Source organism: Chitinilyticum piscinae (genome assembly GCF_015223195.1).
GTDB classification, from domain to species: Bacteria; Pseudomonadota; Gammaproteobacteria; order Burkholderiales; family Chitinibacteraceae; genus Chitinilyticum; species Chitinilyticum piscinae.
Map to the genome: position 1 here is coordinate 416,816 of NZ_JADFUA010000002.1, position 19,759 is coordinate 436,574.

The window sequence follows — 19,759 nt, forward strand, 5'->3', positions numbered from 1 at the left end:
ATTTCTGGCCTAGTTCCCGCTACGAATATGGCGCCAAAAGTATGTGCGCAGCGGATTGGTTATATCCCGCTACTGATTGCTGCTTCTGGGTGCGGCTGTGCTCGGGGGCTTTTATTCGTTTATGGTAATTGGTTGCATCTTTCCAGAGGTTGCGTATGTGATTTGGTAGCCCGCCATAGAAGACAAAAGCGGCAGCCAGCATCCATATTGCGGTTGATATTTTGAATATGTCTGCTGCAAGCTGAAGACCAAGTTGTTCTAGTTCAATGGCAATGGCTGCGTTTGCCGCGACGACTAAAAAAAGCAAGACAATCCGCCAGTACAGGCTGAAGGAAGTAAATTTCTTGTATATGTTCATATTCAGATTTTATAGCCGAGTCGGGTGCGCAAATTTTGATTTGCGCATGCGTACTGCTACGGCGCCATACCCCCATGAAACACCGCCTCGATATTGTAGCCGTCGGGGTCGAGCACAAAGGCGGCGTAGTAGCGCGGGTGGTAGTGCGGGCGTAGGCCGGGGGCGCCGTTGTCCGAACCGCCGGCCGCCAGCGCGGCGGCGTGGAAGGCTTGTACTTCCGCTTCGCTGCGGGCGCGAAAGGCGATGTGAGTGCGCGGGGTGGCAGGGGGGCCCTGGCTGATCCAGAAATCGCCGCCGGGGTCATCGCCACTGGCGGCGTTGTCGTCGCCAAAGCCGATGGCCTGCGGGAATTCGAGGCGGATGCGGTAGCCGAGTGTGGCCAGCGTCTGCTGGTAGAAATCCTTGCTGCGGGCAAGGTCGCTGACAGTGAAGCCGGTGTGGTCGATCATGACATGGCCTGATGCTGTTAAATGTTTAGATACAATTCAGGGTATGTCTTTGTGTACGAATTAAATCAAAGACTCTAGATATATACCCACTATTGCTGATGTCGCAGTGCAATGCTGTACACGCTGGCTGCTGTCTTGATGGCGTCGTGGCGCACGCCTTCCTTGCCGAGCTCGACAATGCGCGAGCGGATGGTTTCGACGCCCAGCGCATCCAGCTGTTCGTAATCGTTCACGACCGGCAAGGCCGCTTCGGCCAGGTAGCGGTCAAGGAAATTCTGCGGGATGCTTTCGTCGTTGACGATGATCTTGTCGATCCGCTTGATGCCGTGATCCAGAATTGCCTGCAGGTGCTGGCTGGCACTCATGCCGTCCGTTTCCCCATGCTCGGTCATGATGTTGCACACATAGACCTTGTCGGCCAGCGTGTTAGCGTTGATGGCGGCGGCAACTTCCTTGACCAGCAAATTGGGCATCACGCTGGTGTAGAGGCTGCCCGGCCCCAGCACGATCACATCGGCGGCAAAGATGGCCTCGATCGCCTGGGGTTCGGCCGAAACCGGTGAATCGTAGAATACGCGGCAGACTTTGGAGCCGAAGCTGGCGATTTCGGATTCCTTGCTCACCAGGCGGCCATCTTCCAGTTCGGCATGCAGTACGGTGGCATGCGGACACACCGGCAGTACGCGCCCCTTGATGCGCAGCACCGTGCCCATGTGTTCGACTGCCTTGGGAAAATCGCCATGGGTGAGCGAATAGAGCGCGGTGAGCAACAGATTGCCCATTGAATGCCCGTCGAGTGCATGCGTGCCCGATTCGGACCGGAAGCGGAATTCCAGCAGATCGCGGTAGATGCCCTCGGCTTCCGAGAGTGCCATCAGCACATTGCGGATGTCGCCGGGGGGCGGCACATTCCAGTCGCGCTGCAGTCGCCCGGATGAGCCTCCATCGTCCGCTACCGTAACGATGGCAGTCAGCTCCAGCGGAAAATGCTTCAGCCCGCGCAACAGCGAGGACAGGCCGGTGCCGCCACCGATGGCGACTACTTTGGGGTATTGCTTCGACATCAAACGCTCTCCGGTGTTTACGGCTAGTTTACGGCTTGCAGCCTCCGGTGCGCGCGGTAATCCTGCCGGCTGATCGCCTTTTGCAACACCCGCGCAGCAAAAAGGGCTCCTTGCGGAGCCCTTTTCTGACTGAGCCGTGAATCACGCGCTTTCGCGGGCGAATTCGCCTTCGTCATCGTCAACCGATTCGTCGACCTGCTCGGCGGCAATGCAGGCTGCAGCAGTAAACAGCACATCGGTCGAGCTGTTCAGTGCGGTCTCGGCGGAATCCTGCACCACGCCGATGATGAAGCCGACCGCAACCACCTGCATCGCCAGATCGTTGCTCATGCCGAACAGGCTGCACGCCAGCGGGATCAAGAGCAGCGAGCCGCCCGCCACACCGGACGCGCCGCAGGCACCGATGGTCGAGACTACACTCAACAGCAGCGCCGTGGGAATGTCGACCGGAATGCCCAGTGTGTGTACGGCGGCCAGGCTCAGTACCGAAATGGTGATGGCAGCGCCGGCCATGTTGACGGTGGCGCCCAGCGGGATCGATACCGAATAGGTATCTTCATGCAGCCCTAGTTTGCGGCACAGATTCATGTTCACCGGAATGTTGGCGGCCGAGCTGCGGGTAAAGAATGCAGTAATGCCGCTTTCGCGCAGGCAGGTGAAAACCAGCGGGTAAGGATTGCGGCGGATGGTGAGGAACACGATCAGCGGATTGACGACCAGCGCCACAAACAGCATGGCGCCCACCAGGACCAGCAGCAGGTGCGAGTAGCTCAGTAGCGAGGCAAAGCCGGTGGTCGCAACCGATTCGGCCACCAGACCCAATACGCCCAGCGGTGCAAAGCGGATGACGATCTGCACGATTTTCGACGTGCCCTCGGCCACATCGTTCATCAGTGCCTTGGTGGTGTCACCGGCGCGTTGCAAGGTAATGCCCAGCGCCACGGCCCAGGCCAGAATGCCGATGTAGTTGCCCTCGGCGATGGCTTTTACCGGGTTGCTGAAGATCTGGAAGACCAGTGACTTCAGCACTTCACCGATCCCGCCGGGCGGGTTGGTGCTGCCGGCTGCCGCGACGAGCAGCAGCTTGGACGGAAAGAGAAAGCTGGCCAGTACCCCGACTACGGCGGCGGCAAATGTGCCCAGCAGGTACAGCAGCACGATGGCGCGCATATTGGTCTGCGAATCCTGCTTCTTGCCGGCCAGCGAGGAGCAGACCAGCAGAAAGACCAGCACCGGCGCGACGGCCTTCAGGCTGCTGACAAACAGGCTGCCCAGGATGGCGGCAGCTTTACCGGCTTCCGGCCAGGCCAGTGCCAGAAAGATGCCGGCGGCCATGCCGCAGAGGATCTGCAGCACGATATTCCCGTTCATGATACGGGTGAAGAGGGCTTTGAAGTCCATGACATTCCCTGATGAGATGATCCAATTGGGCGCTTGTCGTGTGCGCCTTGCTGTCAGCATCAGACCACGGCGCCGCCGCTCAGCCCATTGGGGCTAGCACCAATCCGCCGTCATGGTTTGCCATGGCGCAAACCGCCTGTCAGGGTGTTTTAGTGCATATAGGGGTATGGGGTGATATGCTTTTAATGCAAAGGCATATCGGCCTATACCCCTATTTTTGTTGCAGCTCGTGCAGCAGTTCCTTGACGCGTACGGTACGCAGTGCCGCCTCGGGCCAGTTGCCCTCGATGCGCAGGCGGTCGGGCGGCAGCATCTTGTAGTGCTTCTTGCTTTGCACCAGCTGGATGATGCGGAAGGGCTCGATCACGGTGTTCTGCGCGAAAGTCAGCACGATGGCCGTATCGGCCGCGTCGATCTTCTGGATGCCCAGCGGCTTGGCCAGCATGCGCAGCTTGTGGCAATCGAGCAGCACGCGCGCTGCGTCGGGCAAGAGGCCGAAGCGATCGATCAGCTCCTGCGTCAGATCGTCCAGCTCCTCGGCCGATTCGCAATTGGCCAGGCGCTTGTAGAGGCTCAGGCGTTCGTGCACGTCCGGGCAGTAGTCATCGGGCAAGAGCGCCGGTGCGTGCAGATTGATTTCGGTTGTTACCCCCAGTGGCTGGCTCAGGTCCGGCTCGCGGCCGGCCTTGAGCGACTTCACCGCTTCTTTCAGCATCTGCGAGTAAAGCGCAAAGCCGATTTCCTGCATTTCGCCCGATTGCGAATCGCCAAGGACTTCGCCGGCGCCGCGGATTTCCAGATCGTGCATCGCCAGATAGAAGCCGGAGCCCAAGTCTTCCATCTGCTGGATCGCTTCCAGGCGCTTTTTCGCGTCGCCCGAGAGGCCTTCCACATCGGGAACCAGCAGGTAGGCGTAGGCCTGGTGGTGGCTGCGGCCGACGCGGCCGCGCATCTGGTGCAATTGTGCTAGGCCGAACTTGTCGGCGCGGTTCATCACGATGGTGTTGGCGTTCGGAATGTCGATACCGGTTTCGATGATCGTCGTGCACAGCAGCACATTGAAGCGCTGTGCCGAAAAGTCGCGCATTACGTGTTCGAGTTCACGTTCCCGCATTTGCCCGTGAGCAACGCCGATGCGCGCCTCCGGCAAGAGGCTGGCCAGTTTTTCGCGCATGTTGTCGATGGTGTCGACTTCGTTATGCAGGAAGAACACCTGACCACCGCGCTTGAGCTCGCGCAGCACCGCTTCGCGGATCACGCCGTCGCCGTATTTGGCGACGAAGGTCTTCACCGACAGGCGTTTGGAGGGCGCGGTGGCAATCACCGAAAAATCGCGGATGCCTTCCAGGCTCATCGCCAGTGTGCGCGGAATCGGCGTGGCGGTTAGTGTCAGTACATCGACATTCGCGCGCAGCGCCTTCAATTGTTCCTTCTGCCGCACACCGAAGCGGTGCTCTTCGTCGATGATGACCAGGCCAAGATTTTTGAACACCACGTCCGGCTGCACCAGCTTGTGCGTGCCGATGACGATGTCGACCGTACCTTCTGCCAGTCCCTTGATCGCCGCAGCGGTTTCGCGGCCGGTACGGAAGCGGCTGAGTTCGGCAATCTTGATCGGCCAGTCGGCGAAACGGTCGCTGAAGGTCTGGAAATGCTGCTCGGCGAGCAGGGTGGTCGGCACCAATACCGCGACCTGCTTGCCGCCGGCCACTGCGGCAAAGGCCGCGCGCAACGCGACCTCGGTCTTGCCGAAGCCCACGTCACCACAGACGAGACGATCCATCGGTTTGCCAATGCGCATGTCGATGAGGACCGCTTCGATGGCGGCGGCCTGATCGGCGGTTTCCTCGAAGCCAAACCCGGCGGCAAACGCTTCGTAATCGCGATGTGTCCACTCGAAGGCATGTCCCTCGCGCGCGGCGCGGCGGGCGTACAGATTCAGCAATTCGGCAGCCGTATCGCGCACCTGCTCGGCGGCGCGACGCTTGGCCTTGTCCCACGAACCGCTGCCCAGCTTGTGGATCGGTGCTGCATCACCGGCGGCGCCGGAATAGCGGCTGATGACATGCAACTGGCTGACCGGCACGTAGAGCTTGTCGCCACCGGAATACTCCAGCAGCAGCAGCTCGGTGGGTCCATCGCCCAGATCCATGCTGATCAGTCCCTGATAGCGGCCGATGCCGTGAGCCTCGTGCACGACCGCGTCGCCGATCTTCAGTTCGGTCAGATCGCGCAGCATGGCGTCGGAATTGCTGCGTTTCTGCTGCCGGCGGCTGCGGCCGGTGGCCGCGCTGGCGTACAGGTTGGCCTCGGTGACAAAGGCTACGCGATCCGCGTTGCGGATAAAGCCACTCAATAGCGGACTGGCGACCAGCAGCACCGCATCGCGCAAGGTCTCGACCTGCTGCATGGTTTCGGCGAGCACGGCCCTGATGCCATATTCGGCAAGATACTGCGCCATGGTTTCGCGCCGGCCCAGACTTTCGGCGCAGATCACCACGCGGCCGCTGTGGCTGGCAAGGAAATTCTGCAGCTTGTTGAGCGGTGATTCAGCACGGCGGTCGACATCCAGCGTCGGCAAGCTCTGATAGTCCGGTGCGCTGTCGTCATCCGAAATGCTGCCCAGTTCGATGCGGCGCCAGTGCTTGGCGCCGGCGGCCAGCTCATCGGGCATCAGGAAGAGTTCCCGCGGAGCGAGCACCGGACGGTCGGGGTCGGCTACCGAAAGCTTGTGGCGCTCCTGCACGTCCAGCCAGAACTGCGCCGCCGCGTCGTGAAAGGCGCCGTGCAGCACCAGCAGCGCGTTGGCTGGCAGGTAATCGTAAAGCGTGGCTGCGCCGTCGAAGAACAGCGGCAGGTAGTATTCGATGCCGGCCGGAATCAGCCCGTTGCTGACGTCCTTGTAGAGCCGGCTCCTGCTCGGGTCGCCCTCGAAGACCTCCCTGAAGCGCTGCCGGAATTTGCTGCGGCCAGCGTCGTCAGTTGGGAATTCGCGAGCGGGCAGCAGTCGGATTTCCGGCACTGGATAAAGGCTGCGCTGGCTGTCGACGTCAAAGGTGCGGATCGATTCGATTTCATCGTCGAAGAGGTCGATGCGGAACGGCAGGGTCGAGCCCATGGCAAACAGGTCGATCAGGCCGCCACGGATCGAAAACTCGCCCTGGCCATACACCTGCGTGACATGGCTATAGCCGGCGAAGATCAGGTCCGCGCGGAGCTTTTCCGGGTCGAGTTTCTGGCCTTTCTGGATGAAAAAGCTATGCCCGGTAATGTATTCGACGGGAGCCAGCTTGCCCATTGCTGTCTGGACTGATACCAGCAGGATATCGACCTGGTTATTGCGCAGCTGCCAAAGCGTAGCCAGCCGCTCGGACACCAGCTCCTGGTGCGGACTGAAATGATCGTAGGGCAGGGTTTCCCAGTCGGGCAGCAGTGCCACGGTCTTGTCCGGCTGCAGCCAGGCCAGTTCGTCCTTCAATCGCTGCGCGTCGTGGGCCTGTGAACACAGCACGATCAGCGGGCGCGACTGGGCGCTCAGTGTCGCCAGTTCGAAGGCGTCGGCCGAGCCCGGGGGCAGGGCAATGCGCAGACGTTCACCGGATTTCAGCTGGGCAATGGATTTCATGGCGGGCAGGGGTGATGCACAAAGGCCGCAAGTATAGCAGCAGCTGCCCGCCATCCTTCGGATGCATTTGATTTTTCAGTCCATCTGGCTAATCATGTTTCCGCCTGTCATACAGGCCATGGGGAGAGGAATAAATAATGATCGCGGCGGTACAGAACCGGCTGCGCTGCGCGGGAACCTTCGGCATTTTGCTGGTGGTGCTTGTGGCATTGCACTGGCTTGACGGATTGATCGGCCCGCTGAGCAGCTTTGGTGCGCTGCTGGCTGCGGCCGCCGCCGCTCAGACATCGCGCCGTGTACTGTGCAGTGTGCTCACTGGTGTTGCACTGCTCGCCTTTTTCCTCGCCCGTCTGTCCCCCCTGCAGGCGCTGCCGCTGGCGGCCTTGTACCAGCTGACGGCGCTGTGGCTGGTTCGCAGCCTGCCGCAGGGATTCCAGATTTTTCATCTTGCCGATGTACGCAGGCTGCTGCTGCGCGGCGTGCTGGCTGGCAGCCTGCTGCTGGCCTTTGCCGATACGCTGGTCGTGCGGCTGCCTGAGCAATCGATCTTCGAGGCGCTGCCCGGTGCGTTGAACGACGCGTTGCTGGCCAGTCTCTCGCTGCTGGTGCTGCTGCCTTCGCTGCACAGCTATGCTGGCCGGCGCTGGCGGCTGTCGTCAGTTGGCGAGTTGCTGCTGCTGAGTGCTCTATCGGCGCTGGTGTGCGTGCTGGTGGCGCGTGGTGGCGAGAGTATGCAGCCGCTCCTGTTTCTGCTCTTCCCGCTGATGATCTGGGCGACCCAGCATCGTCATTACCCCGGGTTTCTGGTGGTGTCCTTTGCCGCCTGTTCGGTCGTGCTGCTGTCGAGGGCGTATTACCAGCCGGTGCCCGACGAGTGGGCGCTGCTGGGGGATCTGGTCTTTCTCAATGCGCTGACTGCAACCGGCCTGCTGCTGGCTGCCTCGGGTAGCGACGAGCGGGGGATGGCGCGGGAACTCAAGGCCGAGAAGCAAAAGCTGGCCCGCCTGCTGGATCACGTGCCGACCTATATCTTCATCGAGGATCTTTCCGGGCGCTTTACCTATGCCAATCGGGCGTTTGCAGGCTTGCTGGGGCTGGAGGTCGATGTACTGGTCGGTACGCCCGTGGCCGGCGTTCAGGCTATGCTCAGCGGTGCCGAGCCGATGCCGGACTGGTCGCTGTCCGCCTTCGAGTGGCGCCTGCATGGCGCAAGAGGCGAACACGTACTGCTGGGAAGCCGCTTCCCGCTGATCGACAGCCAGGGGGATGTGTATGCCTTCGGTTTTGCCGCTACCGATATCAGCGAGCAACTGCTGGCTGACGAACAGGCACGCCTGACGGCCAAGGTATTCGACAATGCCAGCGAGGGCATCCTGATTACCGATGGCAGTGGCATCATCATTGCGGTCAATGCGGCATTCACCCAGATTACCGGGCATCAGGCCGGCGATGCGATCGGACGACGCTCGCGCATGTTTGCTCCCGGCGAATCGGATACCGCCGAGCTGCAGCAGATCCTGCGCGATGGCGGGCACTGGCAGGGGGAAATGCGCGACCGTCATCGTTCCGGGCATCACTATCCGGCCTGGCTGTCGATCAGTGCGGTAACCGGTAGCGATGGACGCGTGACCCACTGTGTCGGGGTATTCAGTGACATTACTGCCCGCAAGGAAAGCGAGCAGCGTTTGCAGTATCTTGCCACGCATGATCCCCTCACCGGGTTATACAACCGGGCCGGCCTGCAGGAGCAGCTGCAGCGCCGTATTGCCGGTTGCGATCGCAGCCGGGAAGCGCTGGCCTTGCTCTTCATCGATCTGGATCGCTTCAAGGCGGTGAATGACAGCTTCGGTCATGCGCTGGGCGACAGCCTGTTGCAGCAGGTGGCGATGCGGCTGCAGGCTAGCCTGCAGGAGCATGATCTGGTGGCACGCCTGGGTGGCGATGAATTCACCGTGCTGCTGGATGATTTTCCCAGCCATGCCGCACTGAGCACGATCGCGGACTTGCTGGTCAGCGAGATGGGGCGTCCCTACCGTATCGAAGGCCATGAGTTGTATCTGACCAGTAGTATCGGTGTCAGCCTTTATCCGCAGGATGCGGACGATGCGCAGGGCTTGCTGCGCACGGCTGATATTGCAATGTATCGCGCCAAGGAGCTTGGCAAGAATACCTTCCAGTTTTATGCCAGCGAACTCAATAACCGTGTTTCCGAGCGGCTGAAACTGGACAGCGAAATGCGGCAGGCCTTGCGTGACCGGCAGTTCCAGCTCTATTACCAGCCCAAGTATGATCTGGCTACCCGTACGCTGACCGGTGTCGAGGCTCTGTTGCGCTGGGATTCGCCGCGGCGCGGCAAGGTTTCCCCGGTGGAGTTCATTCCGGCGGCGGAAGAGTCGGGCCTGATTGTGGTGCTGGGCGAATGGATTCTGCGTACGGCCTGTGCCCAGATGCGGCAGTGGCGCGACCAGGGGGTGGCGATTCCGCATGTGGCGGTGAACCTGTCCGCGCGCCAGTTTGTCCCCTACAAACTGGTCGATACGGTCCGTCAGGCCTTGCAGGATGCCTGCATTCCGCCGGCCTGTCTGGAGCTGGAAATCACCGAAAGCATGATCATGGCCAATCCCGATGAGGCGGTACTCATTCTGCGCGAATTGCGGGCCATGGGCGTGAAAGTTTCGATCGACGATTTCGGCACTGGGTACTCTTCACTGTCGAATTTGCGCAATTTCCCCCTGGATGCGCTTAAAATCGACCGCTCGTTCATTACCAACCTGCCACACGATGACGACAATGCGGCGATTACCGCCGCAATTGTGGCCATGGCCCGCAAATTGCGTCTCACTGTGGTTGCCGAAGGGGTGGAGTCGCATGAACAGGCCGATTACCTGAACAACCTTGGTTGCCAGGTGGCGCAGGGCTTCCTGTTCAGTCCGGCGCTGAGCCCTGCGACTCTCCCTTCATTTTTGCAGCGACCGGCCGCCACGGAACTGGCGGCGGCCTGCTGATATCGGATACGTTAATGCAGAAAAAGATCATTCACGGCTTTCATGCCGTGCTCGCGCGTTTGCGCCGCATGCCGGACAGCGTACTGGAAATCTATGTCTCGACCGATCGCCAGGATGCCCGGATGAAGGAAGTTCTCCAACTGGCCGAGCGCGAGAAACGCAAGGTTCACGGAACGCCGGCTGATCGCCTGGACGGCCTGACCGGGCATGCCCGCCACCAAGGCGTGGCGGCCGTCATCGATGCCGGCCGCAGTTATGTGGCGCTGGAGGATGTGCTGGAAGACCTGCGCGAGCCGCCGCTGCTGCTGGTTCTTGATGGTGTGACCGATCCGCATAATCTGGGCGCTTGCCTGCGGGTGGCCGATGCCATGGGCGCGCACGCCGTGATTGCGCCGAAGGACAAGTCGGTGGGCCTGACGGCTACCGTTTCCAAGGTCGCCTGCGGTGCTGCCGAGGTACTGCCCTACATCATGGTGACCAATCTGGCCCGCACATTGCGCGATCTGAAGGATCAGGGGGTGTGGATTGCCGGAACGGCGGCCGAAGGCTCGACCGACCTGTTCCATTTCAGCCAGACCGGTGCGCTGGCCTGGGTGCTGGGTGCGGAAGGGGACGGCATGCGCCGGTTGACCCGCGAGCTGTGTGATGTGCTGGTATCGATTCCGATGTTCGGTAGCGTGGAAAGCCTGAATGTTTCGGTGGCAAGCGGTATCGTGCTGGCCGAAAGCCGCCGGCAGCGCCAGATGCAGTCTGCTTGACCGGCTGGCATGTTCGGCTGATATATCCGATGGGGTATCTCGTTGCAGGCTTTTTTCTGAAAGCCTTGCAAAGGGATACCCTGTTTTTTAGCTTTTCGCGTCGAGCAGTGCGCGAATTTGCTGTTCCAGCACCTGGCGGCTGGCCTGCTCGGGAGGGCGTGCCGGCGCGGCGAGCAGGGTAATGCGCGAACGGAAACGCCGTGGCCACTTGCGCATCGCCGGGCCATCCTTGCGGCTTAAAAAACTGCCCCACAAGCCCTGCAGCGCCATGGCGATGACCGGTACGGGTGTTTCGCGCAGGATGCGGTCGGTGCCGGGCTGGAAGCGTGACAGTTTGCCATTACGGGTAATCGTGCCTTCGGGAAACAGACAGACCAGTTCGCCGGCGCGCAGCGCGGCGGCAATTTCGCCAAACGCTTCTTCCTTGATACCGGCATCTTCGCGCTCGGGCGCAATGCGGATTGCGCCGGCGGTGCGGAAAATGAAGCTGAAAAGCGGCATCTGGTAGATGCGGTGATCCATCACGAAACGGACCGGGCGGCGGATCGATCCGGCGATCACCAGCGCATCCATATAGCTGACATGATTGCAAACCAGCAGTGCCGGCCCCTGTTCGGGAATGTGGTCCAGCCCCTCTTCACGCACGCGGTACAGGGTATTGACCAGCAGCCAGACCAGAAAACGCAGGATGAATTCCGGGATCAGCGTGTAGATGTAGATGGCAACGGCAACATTGAGGACGGTGACCAGCAGCAGCAGCTCGGCGATGCTGGCTCCGGCGTTTAGAACCGCAATGCTCATCCCGGCGGCCACGACCATGAACAGCGAATTCAGGATGTTGTTGGCGGCAATGGCGCGCGAGGTGAATTCCTTTTCGGTGCGGGTTTGTACCAGCGCATACAGTGGAACGATGAACAGGCCGCCGGCGACCCCCATCAGCAGCAGATCGGCCATGATTCGCCAGTGTGACGCCACTGCGATGAAGCTGCCTGGGGTGTGAATCTGGGCCGGAGCCCCGATACCTTGCAGCGCAAAATACAGATCGATGCCGAAGATGCTCAATCCCAGCGAGCCCAGGGGGACCAGCCCGATCTCCACCTTGCGGCCGGACAGCTTTTCGCACAGTGCCGAACCGCTGCCTACCCCGATCGAAAACAGCGTCACCAGCAACGTATAGACCCCTGGGTCACCGTGCAGCACCTTATGAGCCAGTTCGGGCAACTGCGTCAGGTAAACTGCGCCGAAAAACCAGAACCACGAAATGCCGAGAATGCTGTTGAACACGGCCTTGTTGCGGGCGCTGTGCCGGATGATGAACCAGGTTTCGCCCAGAATATTCCAGTTCAGCCGCAGTTCCGGCGAGGTGGGGGGGGCGCTGGGCATCTTGCGGCTGGCGAGCCAGCCCGAAATGGCGACCAGCAGGCAGGCTGCCACGATCAGGTATTCACCATACGCCTGGTGCTGGATCAGCAAGGTGCCCGAGATCTGCCCCAGGAGGATGGCGACAAACGTGCCCATTTCGATCATGCCGTTTCCGCCCAGCAATTCTTCTTCTTTCAGGTATTGCGGCAGGATGGAATATTTGAGCGGACCGAACAGGGCCGAGTGCACGCCCATCAGGAACAGGCAGCTCATCAGTAGCCCCGCCTGATGCAGCAGGAAGCCAAAGCCAGCCATGACCATGATGGCGATTTCCAGCAGTTTCACGGCACGCGCCAGGCTGGCTTTGTCGTATTTCTCGGCGAGTTGCCCGGCAAAGGTGGAAAAGAGGAAAAAGGGCAGGATGAAGATGCCTGCTGCGGCATTGACCAGCGTCTGGGCGCTCATGCCCGCCGCCGAGAGTCCATGGAAGGTGATCAGCACCAGTAGCGCATTCTTGAACAGATTGTCGTTGAAGGCGCCAAGAAACTGGGTGACAAACAGAGGCAGAAACCGGCGGGTGCGGAACAGGTCGAACTGGTTCGGCTGGTGCATGGAAGGACTCGGGCAGGGCGATGGCGCTAGTCTAGCCGAATCCGCCCAATCCTGAAGCGATCGATCGCGGCAGGTGCAAAACGGGCAGCCTCTGAGCCGTCACGGTGCACAAAATGCGGCACTCCCCGGCGTAAGTCCCGGCTGCTCGGCTAGCCAGGCCAGATGGCGCCCAGAACGCGTGGACCATGTGCTCCGGTTACGGCTGGCAGGTTGCCGCTCTGGCCCGCGAGGCAGCGTGCAGCCAGCCAAGCAAAGGCCGTGGCTTCGACCCACTGTGGCGCGATGCCCAGTGCTGCTGTGGTGAGGATCCGGCTGGCGGGCAGTTCCGCAGCCAGGTCAGCGAGCAAGCGGGCATTGAACGCCCCGCCGCCGCAGATATAGACCGTTTCCGGGCGGCCCTTGCGGCTGATTTCGCGGGCGATGCTGCGGGCGGTAAAGCGGCAGAGCGTTGCCTGCACGTCAGCCGCAGGCAGTGGATGGCGCTGCAGATGGGCGCCAAGCCAACCGCGGTGGAAATAATCGCGACCAGTGCTTTTGGGCGGCGGCTGCAGGAAATAGGTATCGGCGAGCAGCGCATCCAGCATTGCCGCATCAACCTGGCCGCTGGCGGCCCACTGCCCATTTTCATCATGGGTATGCCCTTGGGATTCTTGAACCCAAAGGTCCATCAGCACATTACCCGGGCCAGTATCCCAACCGCTGACCGTTCCATCGGCAGCCAGCCAGCTGACATTGGCAAACCCGCCGATATTCACCACGGCCCGGTCAATGCCGGGGCAAGCGAACACGGCCTGATGGAAGGCCGGCACCAGAGGTGCTCCCTGGCCTTTTGCGGCGATATCCCGGCTGCGGAAATCGCCGATGACGGTGATGCCGGTGAGTTCGGCGAGCAGGGCGTGATTTCCGAGTTGCAGCGTGTAGCCGCACTCCGGACGATGCCGGATGGTCTGGCCGTGGTTGCCGATGGCACGGATCTGCGCGGCGGGCACGCCGGCGCGGGCGAGCAAGGCACTGACCACCTCCGCATATTCGTGGCTCAGTGCGTTGCCTGCGAGCGAGGCGCTGTGCAATTCATCGGGCTGGCTCGATTGCAGCGCCAGCAATTGTGTCCGCAAGCTGGCGGGCATCGGCCGTGCGTGGGCAGCAATGATCGCCGGTTGGCTTCCAGACCAGTCCAGTAGCACGCCATCGATACCGTCCAGGCTGGTGCCGCTCATCAGGCCAATGAAAAGATCCGTTGCTGCCATGTCTGCTCCGCGCGGGTGGCATCTGCGCCACGGGGTTGAGTCGGCGGCCTGCTTGCGGCTGCGATGGCTGGTATACCCATCGGCCGAGCCGAAAGTGCAGGCGCTGCCGTGCGCGAGTTTACTCGAATTCCGGTGTCAGCCGTGCCAGCGTCGTGTAGCCCGCAAGTGTTGCGAGCTGCTGCCGGAGTGCCGGCAATTGTGCACTGAAACGCTCCAGGTTGCTGCCAGCCAGCCGAGTCGCTGGTGGGAGCTGCAAAATTTCCGGGGGCAGGGCTTCGCCATTGCGGCGGATTTCATAGTGCAGATGCGGGCCGGTCGAGCGGCCGGTCGAGCCGACAAAACCGATGACATCCCCCTGGCGCAAGCGCTGGCCGGCTTTCAGCGTGTCCGTGGTGGCCTGCATATGCCCATACAATGTGGTGATGCCCTTGCCGTGATCGATTTCGACAAAAATCCCGTAACCGCCATCTACCCCGGTGCGCAGAACAATGCCATCGCCGGCGCTGAAAATCTGCTTGCCGGCCGCTGCGGCAAAGTCGGTGCCCTTGTGCTGCATCCAGACGCCCAGAATCGGGTGGATGCGCATGGCAAAACTGGAACTCACGCTGCCGTCCTCGGCCGGAGTTGCCAGTAGCGCTGGCAGCAGAGGTTCGCCGCCGGCAAGATAGGGCTTGCCGTCGAACCAGTAGATGTCCCGTACCGTATCCCCGCGCTGTAGACGCAACGCGCGCAGTTGACGTTCGCCGTAGCGTTCGCCGGCGATACTGGCCTGTTCGGTAATGGCGATAAAGCGGCTGCCGGGCTGGCTGGTTTGGCCAAGAAGCGGATTGCTGCGGATTTCTTCAAGCTGACGAATGTTTACGGCGGAAAGCCCGAGCGCTGCGAAGTCGCTGGAAAAGTCCTTGGAAATCAGCCCGTTCATATGCTGCTGGCCGATGAGCGGTGGAGGTGTTTGCTGGCTGCTTTGCCACTGGCCGCCAATCTGGCGCACTTCCAGCAGTGTTCCGCCCGTATTGAGATAACGAATGGCATGCAGTTCGCCATCATCGGCAAATTCGGCGCTGAGGATGCGTCCGGGGGCCAGCTCGAGCAAGTCGCGGGTGCTGCGCTCGGCGCGGATGGTGCGCAGCAGGTCCGGGGTATTGGCGCCAATGCGGTGCAGTGCGGCGGCCAGTGTGTCACCGCGGCGCAGCACGGTTTCCTGGATGCGCGCGGGTGAGGCTGTCTGGCCGCGCTGTTGCAGCTCAGGCAGTTCGAGCTCGGTGCGTATTGTTTGTTGCTGCGGTTTCTCGATTGGAGCCAGTTCGGCGACGCCGTATGCGCTGAGGGTAACCAGCGAGGCCAGCGAGGCGGCAGCGATCAGGGTTCTGCGCAACAGCGGTGCAGGTGTTGCCCCAGGGGGGGGCGGACTGGATGGGATCTGAAGGCGGCATTGTTTCAAGGCCGTAATGGCAAAAGCTGCAAACGGGCGCAGCCTAGCAAGAAAATTGCGAAGTGCGAATTTCCCTTTCCCAACAGTGGCTTGCGAATTCTTACGCTTGAACTTATTGCCAGCAGGCTTGTCCGGCGCGTTTTAACGGGAAGGGTAGCCCAGCCTGGAGGATGGTGACGTCAGGAACCAGTTGCGCCAGTCGCTGGTGCAGATGGCCGGCGGCGTCACGGAATTGGCGCGCCAGCGCGTTATCCGGAACAATGCCGCTTCCAACCTCGTTGCTGACCAGTAGTAGCCGGCCCGCATGGCTGGCCAGTACCTCTGCCAGTGCATCCTGTTCGCGGGCCAGGCACAGCTTGTCGTTGTCCAGCAGGCAATTGCTCAACCACAGCGTCAGGCAATCGACCACAATCAGGCTGGATGTCACGGCTGCGGTCCGGATGGCTTCGGCCAGAGCCAGCGGTGCCTCGATGGTGTGCCAGTGCGCAGGACGCTCGGATTGGTGCCGCCGGATTCGGCTGGCCATTTCCTCATCCCAGGCCTGGGCTGTGGCAATCCAGCATACATCCCGGTCATGGCGCAGCGCGCAGGCGAGGGCATAGCTGCTCTTGCCGCTGCGAGCGCCACCGAGAACAAGCTCGACACTCGCCGGTGCGGGAAAGAAACTCATCGCGGGCTACCTCTCAGATTATTCGGCGTTGCAATTAGAGCACAGGCAGCCGCCGGCCGGTGCTGATCTCTGCGGTTGCGGGCTGCTGTGCCGCGTGCATTCGGGTATAATCTTGCGTTTTTCTTGTTTTCGGAGGTCACGATCATGCCGATCTATGCTTATCGTTGCGCGGCCTGCGGCCATGAGGGCGAACACCTGCAGAAAATGGCCGATGCGCCGCTGAATGTCTGCCCGTCCTGCAAGGCGGCCGAATACCAGAAACAGCTCACCGCTGCCGGATTCCAGCTGAAAGGCTCGGGCTGGTATGCCACCGACTTCCGCGGTGGCAGCTCGGCAAGCAGCAATGCGGCCGAACCGGCTGCGCCGGCTTGCCCGGGGGGCGCCTGTGCCTGCCATTGAGCCACCGAAACCGGCCAGCGGGATGATCAGTCTGCGCAGATATGTGATTGCCGGGCTGCTGATCTGGGTGCCGCTGGCCATTACGATCTGGGTACTGAATCTGATCATCAGCACCATGGATCAACTGGGGGCGCTGCTGCCGTCGTTCCTGCGGCCCGATTTCTGGCTTTTGCAGGGTATGGGGCCGAACGTCCCGTTTCTGGGTGGTCGTGACCATATACCTGGCTTTGGTGTGATCCTAACCGTGCTGGTGGTGCTGTTGACCGGCGTGCTGGCCACCAATCTTCTTGGCCGCCGGCTGTTGCGCTACTGGGATGAGTTGCTCAAGCGCATTCCGATCGTCAATTCGATCTATTCCAGCGTCAAGCAGGTGTCCGATACCCTGTTTTCCGATTCCGGGAATGCGTTTCGCGAGGCCGTGCTGGTACAGTTTCCGCATCAGGGAGCCTGGACCGTGGCTTTCCTGACCGGTGTGCCCGGCGGAGAGGTGGCCAGACAGCTTGGCGAGGTGCTTGATGGAGAGCTCGTATCGGTGTACGTCCCCACGACGCCCAATCCGACCTCCGGCTATTTCGTCATGGTGCGGCGCGCGGACATCAAGCCGCTGGCAATGAGTGTCGATCAGGCACTGAAGTATGTGATTTCGATGGGGGTCGTCATGCCGGAAGCACCGGCAGCCTCGCCCCAGCTTCATTCTTCTGCCGCGCTGCTGCACGGGCAATCCGCCGCGCAGCCAGGCGAGCAGTAATACTAAACACGTGATTCAACAAGGACTGATAGCCAAATGCGTACCAACTATTGTGGCCTGATCAACGAGCAGTATCTCGGCCAGACCGTGACCCTGCAGGGCTGGGCCCACCGTCGCCGCGACCACGGCGGGGTTATTTTCATCGACCTGCGTGACCGTGAAGGCATCGTCCAGATCGTCGTTGATCCGGATACCCCGGACGCATTCGCCACTGCCGATGCCTCGCGCAGCGAATATGTGCTGGAAATCAAGGGCATTGTCCGTGCCCGTCCGGAAGGCACCACCAACTCCAAGATGATTTCCGGCCAGATCGAAGTGCTGGCCAAGGACATCATCGTACTGAACAAGGCCGAAACCCCGCCGTTCCAGATCGACGATGAAAATCTGAGCGAAAACGTGCGTCTGACCAACCGCGTGATCGATCTGCGTCGCCCGCAAATGCAGAAAAACCTGATGCTGCGCTACAAGGTGGCGCTGCTGGTGCGCAACTACCTGGACAGCCGCGGCTTTATCGACATCGAAACCCCGATGCTGACCCGTTCCACCCCGGAAGGCGCGCGCGATTACCTTGTGCCGTCCCGCGTGCATGACGGCCAGTTCTTTGCGCTGCCGCAATCGCCGCAGCTGTTCAAGCAGTTGCTGATGGTTGCCGGCTTTGACCGCTACTACCAGATCACCAAGTGTTTCCGCGACGAAGACCTGCGCGCTGACCGCCAGCCCGAATTCACCCAGATCGATATTGAAACCTCGTTCCTGAACGAGGAAGAAATCATGGACATTACCGAAGACATGGCGCGCCATGTGTTCAAGGAAGCCATCGGCGTTGATCTCGGCAAGTTCCCGCGCATGGCCTTTGACGATGCGATGTTCTACTACGGCTCCGACAAGCCGGATCTGCGTGTGGACCTGAAGTTCACCGAACTCACCGACGTAATGAAGACCGAGGAATTCAAGGTCTTCCGCGGCGCTGCCGATATGGAAGGCGGCCGCGTGGTGGGGCTGCGCATTCCGGGTGGTGCCGAATTCAGCCGCTCGGTCATCGACGAGTACACCAAGTTTGTCGGCATTTACGGTGCCAAGGGGCTGGCCTACATCAAGGTCAATGACGTGTCCAACATCACCAACGAGGAAGGCTCCGGTCTGGCTGCGCCGATTGTGAAGTTCCTGTCGGTGGATGCGCTGAAGACCATCATCGAGCGTACCGGCGCGCAGAACGGTGACATTATTTTCTTCGGTGCCGACAAGCGCAAGATCGTCGACGAGGCTATCGGTGCACTGCGCATCAAGATCGGTCACGAGCGCGGCGAAGCCGGCGGCTACTTCAAGAAAGAGTGGAAGCCGCTGTGGGTGGTTGACTTCCCGATGTTCGAGTACGACGAAGACGGCAAGCGCTGGAATGCCTGCCACCACCCGTTCACCAGCCCGAAGGTCGAGCACCTCGAGCTCTTGAAGACCAATCCGGGTGCCTGCAAGGCGCGCGCCTACGACATGGTGCTCAACGGCTGGGAAATGGGCGGCGGCTCGGTGCGTATCCACTCGGCCGAAGTACAGTCCACCGTGTTTGACGCGCTGGGTATCGGTGAAGAAGAAGCGCAGAACAAGTTCGGCTTCCTGCTGGATAACCTGAAGTTTGGCGCACCGCCGCACGGCGGCCTGGCCTTCGGTCTGGATCGTCTGGTGACGCTGATGACCGGCGCCGAGTCGATCCGCGACGTGATCGCCTTCCCGAAGACCCAGCGTGCGCAGTGTCTGCTGACCAATGCGCCCAACGCGGTCGACGAGAAGCAATTGCGCGAGCTGCATATCAAGCTGCGTAACCCGCCGCAACTGGCCTAATCAAAAAGCCCCGCATCTGCGGGGCTTTTTGTATCGGATGGCCAAGCAGAAATGGCTTGCCAATTATGCTGTATGCGGCTAATATTCTGCCTCCCGTCGCGGAGAGATGGATGAGTGGTTTAAGTCGCACGCCTGGAAAGCGTGTATAGGTTAATAGCCTATCGGGGGTTCGAATCCCCCTCTCTCCGCCAGAATTCGCCAAAAAAGCCCTGATTTTTCAGGGCTTTTTGTTTTTCCTGTGATCGGTATGCCATTCATGTTGCGCTTGGCTGCGGCGGCCAGGCGGTTGAAGTGATCCCATTCGAACCACTGCGTGCGGCCGTTGTCGATGCGCGCGCGCAGATTGCCGTGCTCGTCGTCCCCCAAGGGGACTTCCTGCGGGGCGTATTCGAAGTGCTTGCCGGCGTCCCACAGGGACTAGCTGCGCGTCGTAGTCCTTGAGCAGGTTGTCGAGCAGCTTGTTGCTGCCGGTGAGCTGGCTGTGGAACTGCTGCTGCTCGGCGCGCTCGCGGGTGTTGTACTGGCGCTGGTCAGCTGTTTGCGGATCAAGCAGGTTGCCGGCCGGGTCGAAGGCGAAGGTTTCCTGGCCCAGGCGGCTGGTGGCGGCGAGCAGCCGGTGTAGCTGGCCACCGATGAGGAAGGGTATATGCCTATAGCCTTTTAAATTGAAAGGCTACAGGCATATACCCATACTTCTTGTTAAGGAACTACTCTCGCCAGTTTGACGATGTTGACCGTACCGCAAAGTTGCAGCACAAGTGCAAAATTGCTGCTGACTGCTGGGTTTCGCTGG

Annotated in this window: 16 protein-coding genes and 1 tRNA gene; 7 read left to right on the forward strand and 10 right to left on the reverse strand. The window is 60.9% G+C overall.

What is annotated here, in order from left to right; all coding sequences use genetic code 11:
• Nucleotides 1-19: 19 nt before the first annotated feature.
• The 5 genes from INR99_RS05795 to mfd form a co-directional block, all read right to left on the reverse strand.
• Nucleotides 20-358 (reverse strand): hypothetical protein, encoded by a 339-nt coding sequence (locus tag INR99_RS05795; RefSeq protein ID WP_194115372.1) that lies wholly within the window; start codon nt 356-358, stop codon nt 20-22.
• A gap of 56 nt (nt 359-414) precedes the next feature.
• Nucleotides 415-807, reverse strand: a complete 393-nt coding sequence (locus INR99_RS05800; RefSeq protein ID WP_194115373.1) for a VOC family protein — start codon at nt 805-807, stop codon at nt 415-417.
• An 89-nt stretch (nt 808-896) separates the two neighbouring features.
• Nucleotides 897-1,871: a gluconeogenesis factor YvcK family protein gene (locus INR99_RS05805; RefSeq protein ID WP_194115374.1), complete on the reverse strand. Its 975-nt coding sequence runs from the start codon at nt 1,869-1,871 to the stop codon at nt 897-899.
• Between the two features lie 141 nt (nt 1,872-2,012).
• Nucleotides 2,013-3,272: a serine/threonine transporter SstT gene (sstT, locus tag INR99_RS05810; protein ID WP_194115375.1), complete on the reverse strand. Its 1,260-nt coding sequence runs from the start codon at nt 3,270-3,272 to the stop codon at nt 2,013-2,015.
• 211 nt (nt 3,273-3,483) lie between these two features.
• Nucleotides 3,484-6,897 carry a transcription-repair coupling factor gene (gene mfd, locus INR99_RS05815; protein WP_194115376.1) on the reverse strand — a complete coding sequence of 1,138 codons (3,414 nt, stop codon included), beginning with the start codon at nt 6,895-6,897 and terminating at the stop codon, nt 3,484-3,486.
• Nucleotides 6,898-7,034: 137 nt separating this feature from the next.
• Between mfd and INR99_RS05820 the strand changes: the two genes are divergently transcribed.
• Nucleotides 7,035-9,902, forward strand: a complete 2,868-nt coding sequence (locus tag INR99_RS05820; protein ID WP_194115377.1) for a putative bifunctional diguanylate cyclase/phosphodiesterase — start codon at nt 7,035-7,037, stop codon at nt 9,900-9,902.
• A 14-nt stretch (nt 9,903-9,916) separates the two neighbouring features.
• Entirely contained in the window at nt 9,917-10,660 is a 744-nt protein-coding gene (rlmB, locus tag INR99_RS05825; protein ID WP_194115378.1) for a 23S rRNA (guanosine(2251)-2'-O)-methyltransferase RlmB, read from the forward strand.
• Between the two features lie 87 nt (nt 10,661-10,747).
• Here the strand turns inward: rlmB and INR99_RS05830 are convergent, their stop codons facing one another.
• From INR99_RS05830 to cobU, 4 genes are all read right to left on the reverse strand, one after another.
• Nucleotides 10,748-12,634 carry an MFS transporter gene (locus INR99_RS05830; protein WP_194115379.1) on the reverse strand — a complete coding sequence of 629 codons (1,887 nt, stop codon included), beginning with the start codon at nt 12,632-12,634 and terminating at the stop codon, nt 10,748-10,750.
• 149 nt (nt 12,635-12,783) lie between these two features.
• Nucleotides 12,784-13,881 (reverse strand): anhydro-N-acetylmuramic acid kinase, encoded by a 1,098-nt coding sequence (locus INR99_RS05835; protein WP_194115380.1) that lies wholly within the window; start codon nt 13,879-13,881, stop codon nt 12,784-12,786.
• A 118-nt stretch (nt 13,882-13,999) separates the two neighbouring features.
• Entirely contained in the window at nt 14,000-15,256 is a 1,257-nt protein-coding gene (locus tag INR99_RS05840) for a M23 family metallopeptidase (protein ID WP_194115381.1), read from the reverse strand.
• A gap of 169 nt (nt 15,257-15,425) precedes the next feature.
• Complete coding sequence (gene cobU, locus INR99_RS05845; RefSeq protein WP_194115382.1) at nt 15,426-15,983, reverse strand: bifunctional adenosylcobinamide kinase/adenosylcobinamide-phosphate guanylyltransferase; 558 nt, start codon at nt 15,981-15,983, stop codon at nt 15,426-15,428.
• 144 nt (nt 15,984-16,127) lie between these two features.
• Here cobU and INR99_RS05850 point away from each other — a divergent pair, with 144 nt between their 5' ends.
• The 4 genes from INR99_RS05850 to INR99_RS05865 all read left to right on the forward strand — a co-directional run bounded on the left by INR99_RS05850 (nt 16,128) and on the right by INR99_RS05865 (nt 19,157).
• Nucleotides 16,128-16,382 (forward strand): FmdB family zinc ribbon protein, encoded by a 255-nt coding sequence (locus INR99_RS05850; protein ID WP_194115383.1) that lies wholly within the window; start codon nt 16,128-16,130, stop codon nt 16,380-16,382.
• Nucleotides 16,383-16,404: 22 nt separating this feature from the next.
• Nucleotides 16,405-17,130, forward strand: a complete 726-nt coding sequence (locus tag INR99_RS05855; protein WP_228098098.1) for a DUF502 domain-containing protein — start codon at nt 16,405-16,407, stop codon at nt 17,128-17,130.
• A 36-nt stretch (nt 17,131-17,166) separates the two neighbouring features.
• Nucleotides 17,167-18,966, forward strand: a complete 1,800-nt coding sequence (gene aspS / locus INR99_RS05860) for an aspartate--tRNA ligase (RefSeq protein ID WP_194115384.1) — start codon at nt 17,167-17,169, stop codon at nt 18,964-18,966.
• A gap of 100 nt (nt 18,967-19,066) precedes the next feature.
• Nucleotides 19,067-19,157, forward strand: a tRNA-Ser gene (locus INR99_RS05865).
• Here INR99_RS05865 and INR99_RS05870 read toward each other — a convergent pair.
• Complete coding sequence (locus INR99_RS05870; protein WP_194115385.1) at nt 19,117-19,332, reverse strand: hypothetical protein; 216 nt, start codon at nt 19,330-19,332, stop codon at nt 19,117-19,119. The genes INR99_RS05865 and INR99_RS05870 overlap by 41 nt on opposite strands.
• Nucleotides 19,333-19,447: 115 nt before the next feature.
• On the opposite strand from INR99_RS05870, the gene INR99_RS05875 reads away from it, so the two are divergent.
• Entirely contained in the window at nt 19,448-19,588 is a 141-nt protein-coding gene (locus INR99_RS05875; protein WP_194115386.1) for a hypothetical protein, read from the forward strand.
• Nucleotides 19,589-19,759 lie beyond the last annotated feature (171 nt).

Coding starts and splice junctions, on each gene's coding strand:
- INR99_RS05800 (WP_194115373.1), bottom strand. CDS start 807: ATGATCGACCACACCGGCTTCACTGTCAGCGACCTTGCCCGCAGCAAG.
- rlmB (WP_194115378.1), top strand. CDS start 9,917: ATGCAGAAAAAGATCATTCACGGCTTTCATGCCGTGCTCGCGCGTTTG.
- INR99_RS05835 (WP_194115380.1), bottom strand. CDS start 13,881: ATGGCAGCAACGGATCTTTTCATTGGCCTGATGAGCGGCACCAGCCTG.
- mfd (WP_194115376.1), bottom strand. CDS start 6,897: ATGAAATCCATTGCCCAGCTGAAATCCGGTGAACGTCTGCGCATTGCC.
- INR99_RS05805 (WP_194115374.1), bottom strand. CDS start 1,871: ATGTCGAAGCAATACCCCAAAGTAGTCGCCATCGGTGGCGGCACCGGC.
- INR99_RS05850 (WP_194115383.1), top strand. CDS start 16,128: ATGCCGATCTATGCTTATCGTTGCGCGGCCTGCGGCCATGAGGGCGAA.
- INR99_RS05795 (WP_194115372.1), bottom strand. CDS start 358: ATGAACATATACAAGAAATTTACTTCCTTCAGCCTGTACTGGCGGATT.
- INR99_RS05830 (WP_194115379.1), bottom strand. CDS start 12,634: ATGCACCAGCCGAACCAGTTCGACCTGTTCCGCACCCGCCGGTTTCTG.
- sstT (WP_194115375.1), bottom strand. CDS start 3,272: ATGGACTTCAAAGCCCTCTTCACCCGTATCATGAACGGGAATATCGTG.
- INR99_RS05820 (WP_194115377.1), top strand. CDS start 7,035: ATGATCGCGGCGGTACAGAACCGGCTGCGCTGCGCGGGAACCTTCGGC.
- INR99_RS05855 (WP_228098098.1), top strand. CDS start 16,405: ATGATCAGTCTGCGCAGATATGTGATTGCCGGGCTGCTGATCTGGGTG.
- aspS (WP_194115384.1), top strand. CDS start 17,167: ATGCGTACCAACTATTGTGGCCTGATCAACGAGCAGTATCTCGGCCAG.
- cobU (WP_194115382.1), bottom strand. CDS start 15,983: ATGAGTTTCTTTCCCGCACCGGCGAGTGTCGAGCTTGTTCTCGGTGGC.